The 11362-nt window shown below is 50.8% G+C and carries 11 protein-coding genes; 9 read left to right on the forward strand and 2 right to left on the reverse strand.

All coding sequences use genetic code 11. The features are described from left to right. Positions 1-65 precede the first annotated feature (65 nt). Positions 66-266, forward strand: a complete 201-nt coding sequence (locus tag AB9F29_RS14995; protein WP_039002396.1) for a hypothetical protein — start codon at positions 66-68, stop codon at positions 264-266. 117 nt (positions 267-383) lie between these two features. Here AB9F29_RS14995 and AB9F29_RS15000 read toward each other — a convergent pair whose 3' ends face one another. Further along, positions 384-1013 (reverse strand): sugar transferase, encoded by a 630-nt coding sequence (locus AB9F29_RS15000; protein WP_369756265.1) that lies wholly within the window; start codon positions 1011-1013, stop codon positions 384-386. Between the two features lie 345 nt (positions 1014-1358). On the opposite strand from AB9F29_RS15000, the gene AB9F29_RS15005 reads away from it, so the two are divergent. The 8 genes from AB9F29_RS15005 to AB9F29_RS15040 all read left to right on the forward strand — a co-directional run bounded on the left by AB9F29_RS15005 (position 1359) and on the right by AB9F29_RS15040 (position 10346). After that, entirely contained in the window at positions 1359-2465 is a 1107-nt protein-coding gene (locus tag AB9F29_RS15005; protein WP_369756266.1) for a polysaccharide biosynthesis/export family protein, read from the forward strand. A gap of 41 nt (positions 2466-2506) precedes the next feature. Further along, positions 2507-3139: a CAP domain-containing protein gene (locus AB9F29_RS15010; RefSeq protein ID WP_369756267.1), complete on the forward strand. Its 633-nt coding sequence runs from the start codon at positions 2507-2509 to the stop codon at positions 3137-3139. Between the two features lie 42 nt (positions 3140-3181). After that, complete coding sequence (locus AB9F29_RS15015; RefSeq protein WP_369756268.1) at positions 3182-4390, forward strand: NAD(P)/FAD-dependent oxidoreductase; 1209 nt, start codon at positions 3182-3184, stop codon at positions 4388-4390. A 76-nt stretch (positions 4391-4466) separates the two neighbouring features. After that, positions 4467-5333 (forward strand): flagellar motor protein MotB, encoded by an 867-nt coding sequence (locus AB9F29_RS15020; protein WP_369756269.1) that lies wholly within the window; start codon positions 4467-4469, stop codon positions 5331-5333. 113 nt (positions 5334-5446) lie between these two features. Further along, the gene (locus AB9F29_RS15025; protein WP_039002391.1) at positions 5447-6751 is read left to right on the forward strand and encodes a flagellar hook protein FlgE; all 1305 of its coding nucleotides are present in this window, start codon (positions 5447-5449) and stop codon (positions 6749-6751) included. Positions 6752-6777: 26 nt separating this feature from the next. Continuing rightward, entirely contained in the window at positions 6778-8226 is a 1449-nt protein-coding gene (gene flgK / locus AB9F29_RS15030; protein WP_369756270.1) for a flagellar hook-associated protein FlgK, read from the forward strand. Between the two features lie 3 nt (positions 8227-8229). Next, positions 8230-9240 (forward strand): flagellin, encoded by a 1011-nt coding sequence (locus tag AB9F29_RS15035; RefSeq protein WP_369756271.1) that lies wholly within the window; start codon positions 8230-8232, stop codon positions 9238-9240. Further along, on the forward strand, positions 9237-10346 hold the full coding sequence (locus AB9F29_RS15040; protein ID WP_039002388.1) for a flagellar basal body P-ring protein FlgI: 1110 nt from the start codon (positions 9237-9239) through the stop codon (positions 10344-10346). Before AB9F29_RS15035 ends, AB9F29_RS15040 begins: the two co-directional genes overlap by 4 nt. Before the next feature lie 32 nt (positions 10347-10378). Here the strand turns inward: AB9F29_RS15040 and AB9F29_RS15045 are convergent, their stop codons facing one another. After that, a complete protein-coding gene (locus AB9F29_RS15045; RefSeq protein WP_369756272.1) occupies positions 10379-11296 on the reverse strand; it encodes a lysophospholipid acyltransferase family protein in 918 nt (305 codons plus the stop codon). Positions 11297-11362 lie beyond the last annotated feature (66 nt).

The following is an 11362-nucleotide window of genomic DNA, read 5'->3' on the forward strand; positions in this document are numbered from 1 at the left end:
CTTTACCGTAAACCCAAGCCACGATATGCTTTTCTCGCGTACGTGCATATATTAATGGAGCTAACATGAAAAAAATCACAGCACTCACCGCTGTTTTGGCGCTTTCCGCCACTACAGCATTCGCCGGCAGCCCTGAAGTAGTTGTTTCCGAGCCAATGCCAGACGTCTTCATTGCTGAAGAAGAAGGCAATAACTGGCTACCACTCGCATTGCTCGGCCTCGTAGCCGTTGCTGCGGTTGTAGCAAGCAACAACGACGACACCTAAGTCGTTCTGTGAACTGGAATTTCGGGGTGTCATAGTTTTGATACCTCGGTTTACCAAAAGCGGGCTTCAGCAATGAGGCCCGCTTTTTTATTTTCTACGTAACCATCTGTTTTCAGACTATTTTCGAGCTCTTGACTTGCGTACGGAAAAGACTTTTCCAACCGTCTGGGCCAGAATTTCCAGATCGAAACACACTGATTGGTGCTCTTGATAGGTTAAATCTAGACGCGCTTTCTGGGGAATACAGCGACGCCGATATACAGTGTCGGTTTGTTCGGCCGTCACGCATTTCGCCAACAGTTCAGTTTCATGCTGGTGGTAAGTAAGCGTGGCCAAGCCCGTAATTCCAGGCCGCGAAGTGAGAACTCGCTGATAAAGTTCGGGGAAATCTTCGACATACAGCCGCAACGGTGGGCGCGGCCCAACAAGACTCATATCCCCTTTCAGCACATTCCAAAGCTGTGGAATTTCGTCAAGCCTTAGACGGCGCAAACGTTTGCCGTACCGCGTATATCTCGCCTGTTTGTCCCCACCGGTCACACCAGAATTTACCGCTGACATTTCCATGCTGCGCAATTTCCAAAGTAAAAAACCCTCGTTTGGGGACTTCATGCGCTCCGAAAGGTAGAAAATTGGCCGCCCCTGGACAGCCATAAGAAACAAGAACAACACCGCAAAGGGTATGGCAAAAAAGAGAATTCCCACACACGCGAGAAAAATGTCCAAACTACGTTTCTGCCAAGTCACACACAATCTCCTGCGCCGATAATATGAAGAGAGTCTTCAGGACCGCGCGCATATGTTTTCCGATTTTGTTTTGCAGTATTTATGCGTCAACCTCAACCGTTCGGATGCATTTCCCAAAAGCGGAAGTGACCTGTTCCAAAATTGCTAGCAAATTCTTAGGCTTTGGCCTCTAGAGTGTTTTTCATGTACTAAACCACACTTCGAGGATCGCTTTATGCTGACAAATATAGCCATATATTAAATGTATGATTGACCTTGTCCCTGCACACAGTATCTTGTGTGAAACTAGAATTATCCTCGGGTTTGGCACAAGATAGTGCGAAATTCTGGTCTTGGGGGACCAAAATGACACGGCTGACAAACCTAATTTTCGCACTCGTAGCAGGACTTGGCATTGCCGCCTGCTCACTCCCAAGGGGTGCAGCGGTTTCGAGCGAGGTGATTAGCGGCGCTGGAGATGAAAATTCCCCATTCGCCTTGCATGTCATTTCACCAGATTTCCTAACGCAATTCGTTAAGTGGCCGGGGAATCAGTCTTCAAAATCATATCCTTGGATCTCACACCAGGCGGGACCAGCTAGCCCTATCATTGCGGCGGGCGATATTGTGAGCCTTCGGATTTGGGACAGTGGAGAGAACTCCCTTTTGAGCACCGATGGGCAAAAAGCGACTGAGCTCGCAGGTCTGGTTGTTTCGCCAAGCGGCACCATTTATGTCCCGTATGTTGGCGACGTATTGCTTACGGGCCTCACCCCAGAGGGCGCTCGAAAGGAATTGCAAGTCAAGATCGAGACGCTTATTCCCGCCGTTCAGGTTCAACTCGTCCATGTGTCAGGCCGCAAGAATTCCGTTGACCTCGTGGGGGGGGTTATGAAGGCCGGAAGCTTCCAATTGCCAGATCGCAACTTCACCGTCCTCAGCTTGTTGTCCGCAGGCGGTGGGGTCGACCGTGGCGTCCGAAATCCACAAATTCGCCTGGTCCGCAATAACACGACCTACGGAACTTCCCTTGATAACCTCTATGAAGATCCAAGCCGTGACACAACTTTGCGTGGCGGGGATAAGGTTATTGTCGACGAAGAAAAGCGCTATTTTGTAGGAATGGGCGCATCAAAAAATGAGGCAACTATCTATTTCAGCAAAGACAACATAACCGCGCTTGACGCAATCGCGATGATGGGTGGATTGAACGATTTGCGAGCTGACCCAGAGGGAATTCTCGTGCTTAGAAACTACCCAACTTCCGCGATCCGGTTGGATGGAACGGGCCCTGCACGCGATCAAATCGTGTTTTCCATCGACCTGACTTCTGCAGAGGGGTTGTTTGGCGCTAAGAAATTCGAAATCGTTCCCGGCGATGTTGTGCTTGCAACCGAATCAGTTGTCACAGCGGCAAGCTCGATTGTGGGCTTGTTTGGCGCCGTAGTCGGCGTTGCTGCTCTTACGAAATAGATTAGGCGGTTTGGCCTTAAAACCAGTTTAGGAGCTTAATTATGAGAAGTATTGCCCGTAGTTTTTGTCTCGTCGTCAGCGTAATTTTTCTATCAAGCGTTGCAGGAGCCGCCTGCGAACGGACACTCATCGCGGGATCGAATAAAGCGATACCCGCGACTGGAAAAATCAACGAATCCTTGTTAAACAACGCGGTCCTTATCGAAGTGAACTACGCACGCTGTCGTTCAGGACTTCCCGCGCTATCAAGCGACTCTAAGCTCACAAGGCCTGCGACGAAACACTCGAAGTGGATGGCAAAAAACAGCACCCTGTCACACAAATCCAATGTTAGAGGGCAAAACTCTACGCAAAATCGCATTAAGAATTCGGGGATCAAGGTCAAGACTGGTGCCGAAAACATTATTAGAATGTACCGATATCAGCTGACGGGCGGCCCGTTTTTTGTAAAGAATATGGCGACCTGCGACTTTGCTGACGGCAAAGGGAACACGCTGCCTCCCCATAGTTATGCAAGTCTCGCGCGTGAGGCCTCCCGCCAGTGGATCGAATCGCCCAAACACCGTGAAAACTTCATGAGCAACCGAATGCGTATGACCGCAACGGGCGCAGCCGTGGATCCAAAGGGGTCCCACTGTGGCTCAATCTACTTAACCCAACTCTTTATTGGTTAAGCATCCCCTTGCATTGAATGGGCGGCTGTGGTTCAGCAAGGCATGAGTGGCATTTCAAAATTCGATGTAATCGTCATGGGGGCGGGCGCTGCCGGCATGATGTGTGCGGCCCAGGCGGCGAGCACCGGCAAAACTGTCCTTATCCTTGACCACGCAAAAGCTGCGGGTGAGAAAATTCGGATATCCGGCGGGGGACGCTGCAATTTCACGAACCTCCATTGTGGCCCTCAGAATTTCATCTCGCAAAACCCCCATTTTGCCAAATCCGCCTTAAAACGCTACACACAGTGGGATTTCATTGAGTTAATTTCCACGAACAGCATTTCGTGGCACGAAAAAACGCTTGGGCAGTTGTTTTGCGATGATACGGCGAAAGATATCATCGCGATGCTTTTGCGGATGATGAAAAAGGCGTCCGTGGAGCTTCGGCTTCAAACTTCGGTGACGTCAATGCGCCTCTCCGATGGCCTTTTTGATCTCGCCTTAAACGATGGAAGCACGCTCCAAGCCTCCTCCGTCGTCGTGGCAACCGGCGGAAAATCGATCCCGAAAATGGGAGCGACGGGCATAGGGTATCAAATTGCAGAGCAGTATGGCCATTCGATCATTGAAACACGCCCCGGCCTTGTGCCGCTAACGTTTGGTGAGGATACCAAACAGGATTTTAGCGCGCTTCCCGGTCTTTCAGTGCCCGCGCGCGTCACAGCAAATGGCACTGGCTTTAGTGAGGGCTTACTCTTCACACACCGTGGGTTATCCGGACCCTCCATCCTGCAAGCCAGCAGTTACTGGAACGAAAAAGACCCTATCCACGTGCATATCCTACCCGAACGGACTCTTTTTGAAGACCTCCGAGCGTTGCGCAAGGAGCACGGGAAAAAGTCAATTTCCAACGTTCTGGCCATGGTGCTCCCCACTCGGCTTGCTGACTATTTTTCCGACCAAATGCGCCTGACGGGAAACCTTGCGGACCAAAGCGACGTGGATTTGCGAGCTATTGCGACTTATTTGTCCGCTTGGGAGCTTTTTCCAACGGGGACAGAGGGTTACCGCACGGCCGAAGTGACCCTGGGAGGGGTGAACACCGATCAGTTAAGCTCCAAAACAATGGAATCACGTTTAGTTTCTGGCCTTTATTTTATTGGAGAAGTGGTCGACGTCACTGGGTGGCTCGGCGGGTTCAACTTCCAGTGGGCATGGTCGTCTGGTTGGGCTGCAGGATCTGCAATCGCAGCTCAAACCAAAAATTAGTTAGGATTTGAAGGGTTAACGCCACTTTCACACCCCTTTGATATCAAAAGGCTGGGTGAATATATGAGGTGGTGACATGAGCGTTGTTGATAACAGCAAGCGTCCGATAATTATTAAGCGTAAGAAAATTATAGCTGCTGGGCACCATGGCGGTGCGTGGAAAGTGGCCTACGCCGATTTCGTGACCGCTATGATGGCGTTTTTCCTTCTTATGTGGTTGCTGGGCGCCACAAACGAGAAGCAGCGCAAAGCGATTGCTGATTACTTCAATCCAACAATTACAATCAATAGGAACTCGGGTGGAGGTGGTAGCTTTTTTGGTGGGGATAGCCCCTTTCCCGAAGAAACTTTGGCACACAACGGTGTTGGTGCATCCAACCCATTGCCGGAAGAACTTCTAGAGCAAACAGGTAAGACTGACGGTGCAAATGGTGGCTTGGAATCTGAAGAGGAAAGCGCTGCGCGTGCCGCAGAGGAGGCAGATCTAGAGCAAGCTCAACAAATCTTACTAGGGGCTGGTGGCGAAAGCATCCTGCTGGACCAAGCGCTTACGCATGTTCTCACGCGGTTGACCGACGAAGGGTTGGTGATCGAAGTTTTTGATATTCCGGGGGAGCCGCTGTTCATCGAAGGAACGTCGCAACCAACTGAAATTACAAGAGAAATAGCAGAGATGATGGTCCGTGTATTTAAGTTGGTGCGCAATGAGGTCGCCGTGAATGGACACACGCAAGCCGTCCCTATCGTCGCACTCACGGACAGTACTTGGAGTATTTCGACGGCGCGTGCCATGGCAATGCGCCAACTTTTGGAGCAGGAAGGATTGGAAGGAAAACGGGTTCAACGCGTTACGGGATTTGCATCTCGCAAAACCATTGACCCTGATCCAATGTCTTATCGAAACAATCGGCTTGAACTCATCCTGCTGCGATCAGATTTCTAAAACGCGGCGCAAAAACAAATTAGACCGCATTTTAATTGTTAGGGGGCCGTTAAGCATGCGCATGTAGATGTCGTTGTAGACCATTGGTCAGTGCAGCAGAAAGGCGCATTTACATGACGATATCATCTTCCCTAAGTGCCGGCGTAGCCGGGCTTAGCGCAAACGCAACCCGTTTGGCTACTATTTCAGATAACATCGCTAACTCTGGTACCTATGGGTACAAACGTGCGACTGCGGCTTTTCAATCCTTTGTTATTAATGGTGAGCCAGGCGCAGGCTCCTATTCCGCAGGGGGCGTTCGTGCTACCACAAGTCGTCTTATTGACGAGCGCGGCCCTCTCATTGCCACAAGCCATCCTCTAGATATTGCCGTTTCCGGACGCGGTATGTTGCCCGTAACTGCGGAGGTTTCTATATCTGCGACCGGCGACGACCCCATGATGATGACTACCACCGGGTCCTTTCGGACAGATGCAAATGGAGTTCTAAAAACAGAAACGGGCCTCGTTCTTTTGGGCTGGCCTGCAGATGCAGATGGCACAATTCCAACATTCGCTCGGGATACGACGTCCGGCCTCGAACCCGTCGTTATCAATGTGAACCAATCCGCCGGCGACCCTACTACCGCTCTCAATCTTGGTGTGAACCTTCCCGCAACAGAAACTGAGGCCGGTTCATCCGGCGAGACCTTGCCGCTGTCCGTAGAGTATTTTGGAAACTTGGGAACTTCGGAAACACTAGGTGTAACTTTCACGCCAACGGTACCGGGGAGTGGGTCCTCAAACGAATGGACAATGCTAATTACGGACTCGGCACAGGCTGGTGGGACGGTCGGGGAGTATACTCTGACTTTCGATGACAGTCGCGCAAATGGGGGTACGTTGCAATCCGTTGTTGCCGTTTCAGGTGGGGCATATAATGCGACCGATGGGACGCTGGACCTCGTAGTCGCGGGTGGCAATTTGGAAATGACCATTGGAACGCTTGGGGATCCAAACGGCTTGACCCAGCTTTCAGACAGTTTTGCGCCGACATCCATTACGAAAGACGGCTCACCAGTGGGCAACCTGACATCAGTGGAGATTGACGCCAATGGCTATATCAACGCGACCTACGATACAGGTTTCACCCGGACGATTTATCAGGTTCCCTTGGTTGACGTGGCAAACCCTAATGCTTTGACATCCCTTAACAATCAAGCCTTTCAGGTATCGCCAAACTCAGGTTCCTTTTTCCTGTGGGACGCCGGTGACGGCCCAACTGGGGAGGTTTCCGGATTCGCGCGCGAAGGCTCAACTACGGATGTTGCAGGCGAGCTCACGAACCTGATCCAAACCCAACGCGCCTATTCTTCAAATGCGAAAGTCATCCAAACCGTCGACGAAATGTTGCAAGAGACGACCAACATTAAGCGATAGTCGGGGGAAATGAGTGAGGAAAAGCAATGAGTTTAACATCTTCATTTTCGAACGCCTTGAGTGGGCTTTCGGCTTCATCGCGAGCCGCACAAGTCGTTTCCTCAAACATTGCCAACTCTCTCACGGAGGGGTACGCAACCCGCCGACTAGAGCTCTCTTCCCAGTCATTGGCTGGGAATGGGGCTGGAGTGCAAATCGAGGGAATATTTCGAAATGTTGACTCCGGCCTCATTTCTGATCGGCGGGTGGCTCAAGCTGAACTGGGAAACGCCTCTGTTTTAAGTGAGTTCCTTGGCGAATTGGAGCGGACTATTGGCATTCCTGAGGACGCAGGTTCCCTAAATCAAGAAATCAGCGCCCTTGAAACCGCACTCATAGAGGCCTCTAGCCGGCCGGATTCTACGCCCAGATTGAATGCCGTCTTGATTGCTGCCAATGATGTAACCCAAAAATTCAAAACCGTCTCAGACGACATACAGAACATGCGAATGTCCGCAGATCATGAAATTGGTGCTCAGGTTGCTTTTCTCAATGATAGATTGCAAAAAATTGAAGAATTGAACGACCACATTCTTGCCCAAACATCTTCTGGACATGATGCCACCGGTTTGATGGATCAACGGCAAGTTATGATTGACCGAATTGCCGAAATTGTCCCCTTAAAAGAGGTGGCACGCGACCGGAACACGGTTGCCCTCTTCACCACCGGAGGCGCGGTCCTCCTCGACGGCCGTGCGGGTGAGTTTCAATTCACAGGTGTCAGCACGATCGTTCCTCAAATGACGCTCGAATCAGGGGCGCTCTCGGGGATTTCGCTCAACGGTTACCCGATTGATACGACAGCCGAACGAAACAGCATCAATGGTGGCTCCCTCTCTTCGTTGTTCGAAGTTAGGGATGAAATCGCCGTTCAGGCACAATCCGATCTCGATGCCATTGCACGCAACCTTGTCGAGAGATTTTCTGAACCCTCTGTAGACAACACCAGTGTAGGGGGTCTCTTCACCGATTCTGGGACTGCCTTTAACCCTTTAAATGAGTCCGCACTTTCCACTCGTTTGGCGCTAACAGCATCTGTTGACCCAGCCCAAGGGGGCGAAGTGTGGCGCTTAAGAGATGGTCTTGGGGCGGCGACTGCAGGTGAGGTTGGTGATGCGTCAAAGCTTCAAGCCATGATTGATGCCCTGCGCTCCCCAATCGCACCAGCTTCGGGCAGTTTCGCGTCTTCAGCTCGCTCATTGAATGATCTGTCGGCTGATTTTCTTTCGTCCATTGGGGTGCAAAGACAGTCGCGTGAAAGTGACGTTAGTTTTGCAGCCACAAAAACAACCGCGCTGCAATCGCAGGAGAAGGCATATGGAGTCGACTCCGATCAGGAAATGCAAAAACTTCTTCTTGTTGAGCGCAGTTATGCCGCGAATGCCAAGGTTATTCAGTCGATTGACCAAATGCTTGACTTATTGATGGGGCTTTAAAATATGATGTTTTCCTCATTTGGTGACCAAGCGCGCACTTTCATGCTTAGCCGTCAGAACGCACAGCTCAAGACAGAAATGGATAGGCTCTCCCTTGAGCTTTCTAGCGGAAGAGTCGCCGACACCTCCAAGGCTGTTCGCGGGGATTTTACTGGTTTAAGTGAAATTGAAGAAGCGGCGGCTTCCCTGGGCGCGTATAAAACCGCGAATTCGGAAGCGGCATTATTCGTGGAAAATGCGCAGTCAGTTCTTGGCTTCATTCAAGGGTTAACTGGTGAGGCGGCGCCAGCGCTCCTTATGGCCTCAAATACCAACAACAATGAACTCGTTGACGCCACCACCTCCGATACCAAACAGAAATTCGAGTCTGTAGTTTCCGCTCTAAATACTCAAACAACAGGCCGAGCACTATTTTCCGGAAGGGCGACTGACACAGCCGCTCTTGCTTCCGTGGACGATATGCTCGCGGATTTAACACCACTTCTTGCAACCGAAACAACGGCGGCAGGGGCGCTTACAGTTATTGATTCTTGGTTTGACGACGCGGGTGGGGGGTTCGAGACAATTGGGTATACGGGCTCACAGACCACGCTCTCGCCATTTAAGATTGGTCCGGGGCGAGAAGCACATTTTGAAATTACAGCAGCCGATCCCGGAATTCGGGGTGTATTGAAAGGTCTTGCTATCGCGGCTCTCATTTCCGAGGGGACTATGAGTGCCTTCGCCTCCGAAAGGCAAATCCTCCTTCAAAGTGCTGGCGAGGCCCTTTTGTCAAATGAGAACGAAATATCAGGCTTGAGAGCAGCAACGGGCACTGCCGAAGCCCATATCGACGAAATGCGCGTTCAGAACGAAACAGAAATACACGCGTTGGATTTGGCGCGCACGAGAGTACTGGGAGCCGATCCCTACACTGCAGCGACGGAACTTGAAGCTGTGCAAATTCAACTCGAGACGCTTTACACAGTAACTGCGCGACTATCGCGCCTAAATCTAGTGGACTTTTTAAGATGATCAGAAGAATTCTGGCACTTTTTACTATCCTACTGGTGAGTTCAACCGGCCTCACCCATGCATCACCCGTCAGGATTAAAGATCTGGTTGAGTTTGATGGCGTCCGAAGTAACGACCTTGTTGGTTATGGATTAGTTGTTGGCCTAGATGGTACCGGCGACGGACTAAGAAACGCGCCCTTTACAGAAGAAATTATGTCAAACATCCTCGAGAGGCTTGGGGTAAATGTAACCGGTGAACAATTCCGACCTAAGAATGTTGCCGGTGTATTTGTAACAGCCACCCTCCCGCCGTTTGCAAGAGCGGGCAGTATGATTGACGTAACTGTTTCCACAATGGGCGACGCAAAGAGCCTCGCTGGTGGCACGCTTGTTATGACACCGTTGAACGCCGCAGACGGTGAAATCTACGTGGTCAGTCAGGGCTCGATAATTGCTGGAGGGGCTTTCGCAGAAGGAGAGTCAGCGAGCATAACGCGGGGCGTACCTACTTCAGGTACAATTCCAGCTGGAGGGCGGGTTGAACGCGAAATTGATTTTAACTTTGCTGCCATCAAACAAATGCGGCTTGCACTTCGGACGCCGGACTTTACAACTGCCGAGCGGATTGAGAGGGCGATTAATAGGGAATTCGGTCGCAGGGTCGCGTTAATGCTGGATGCAGGAACCGTGCAAATTGATATTCCTGCCACTAAAATGGCCTCCGCAGCTCATGCAATTGGGCGCATAGAAAACGTTGATGTGGAGCCACAAAGAAAAGCCCGCGTTGTGGTCGACCAGCGATCTGGCACGATCGTTATGGGCGAGGATGTTAGAATTAGCAGAGTTGCCGTGTCACAGGGGAACCTAACCATTCGCATTCAGGAAGAACCTCTCGTTGCGCAACCAAACCCGTTTTCAGATGGGCGGGAAGTCGTTGTTCCCCGTACAAATATTGATGTACGACAGGATCCAATAACAGGATTAGCCGAAGTGTCGGGTGGAACCTCTCTCTCGGAAGTCGTTCAAGGGTTGAACGCCTTAGGAGTTTCTTCGCGGGATCTTATAGATATTCTAAAAACAATTAAGGCTGCCGGTGCCCTGCATGCGGAGTTCATTGTGAATTAAATCAATCACGGAACAGCAAACAGCTGAATGCCCTACTCCAGCGAACCTGCGGCTTTCCATCGGCGATGAATCCACAACCATTGATCCATGTTTTCCCGAACCCTTTTCTCAAGACTATCATTTAGAGCCTGTGTCATCTCTTCGGCACTTCCAATCGGGACAGGTTCTTCAAGTTCAATTCGAAAATTCAACCCGTCTTCTTGGCGGATCGCGTAACAGGGTATTAAAACAGCGTTGTATTTTAGGGCCAACTGCGCAGCAGAAAGCGCGGTTTGCGCAGGTTGCCCGAAAAAAGTGAGCGGTGCACCTTGTCCCATATGCTGGTCAATCAAGATCGCCAGAGTTCCCCCAGAGCGCAAGAACTTAACCATCTGCGCCATTCCGCGGCGCCCACGCTGAAAGAGCGGCTGCCCGATTTTGGAAATGGTCGACACATAGTAATCATTAAAGAACACGTTTTTCATGGGACGATAGAGACCCCCAACATCAAAACCCTGGTCAATCATTTTCGCGCGAACAACATCGTAATTCCCAAAATGCCCCGAAACAAGAATCGCGGATTGCTTTGATGCGCGCGCCTTTTCAAGAGCTTCAAGTCCTGGTCCATTGAGTGTTGTTTTCCGCGCAATTTCCAAAAACTCGCTCGGAGAAAACAACTCGATCATCGTGCGCCCAAAATTTTCTGGCACAGCACGAGTTAAACGCTCTTTTTCGACGGGATCAATATTAGGGAGCACAAGATCAAGATTTACGCGGATTCGGCGCCGGTATCCAGCGACAGGGGCGACAATATGTTTAAAAAACCAGCCACCAACTCGAATTCTCAACGGATAGGGCACGAGGTGCAACACCGCCAAAATGATCCGAATAAACCAGAACAACAGACGATCCCGAAACGGGCCATCTGGCTTTGGATCAGCCGTGGTTTCGTGTAGGTTCTCTTGCGACATGGGGCGATCACTTCTTTTTCTTTCAACGCTATATACCTGAAACATCCGACGTTCCAAGGCAATTGA

It is taken from the genome of Falsihalocynthiibacter sp. S25ZX9 (assembly GCF_041205405.1).
GTDB classification, from domain to species: domain Bacteria; phylum Pseudomonadota; class Alphaproteobacteria; order Rhodobacterales; family Rhodobacteraceae; genus Falsihalocynthiibacter; species Falsihalocynthiibacter arcticus.

Coding starts and splice junctions, on each gene's coding strand:
- AB9F29_RS15010 (WP_369756267.1), top strand. CDS start 2,507: ATGAGAAGTATTGCCCGTAGTTTTTGTCTCGTCGTCAGCGTAATTTTT.
- flgK (WP_369756270.1), top strand. CDS start 6,778: ATGAGTTTAACATCTTCATTTTCGAACGCCTTGAGTGGGCTTTCGGCT.
- AB9F29_RS15015 (WP_369756268.1), top strand. CDS start 3,182: ATGAGTGGCATTTCAAAATTCGATGTAATCGTCATGGGGGCGGGCGCT.
- AB9F29_RS15040 (WP_039002388.1), top strand. CDS start 9,237: ATGATCAGAAGAATTCTGGCACTTTTTACTATCCTACTGGTGAGTTCA.
- AB9F29_RS14995 (WP_039002396.1), top strand. CDS start 66: ATGAAAAAAATCACAGCACTCACCGCTGTTTTGGCGCTTTCCGCCACT.
- AB9F29_RS15025 (WP_039002391.1), top strand. CDS start 5,447: ATGACGATATCATCTTCCCTAAGTGCCGGCGTAGCCGGGCTTAGCGCA.
- AB9F29_RS15005 (WP_369756266.1), top strand. CDS start 1,359: ATGACACGGCTGACAAACCTAATTTTCGCACTCGTAGCAGGACTTGGC.
- AB9F29_RS15035 (WP_369756271.1), top strand. CDS start 8,230: ATGATGTTTTCCTCATTTGGTGACCAAGCGCGCACTTTCATGCTTAGC.
- AB9F29_RS15045 (WP_369756272.1), bottom strand. CDS start 11,296: ATGTCGCAAGAGAACCTACACGAAACCACGGCTGATCCAAAGCCAGAT.
- AB9F29_RS15020 (WP_369756269.1), top strand. CDS start 4,467: ATGAGCGTTGTTGATAACAGCAAGCGTCCGATAATTATTAAGCGTAAG.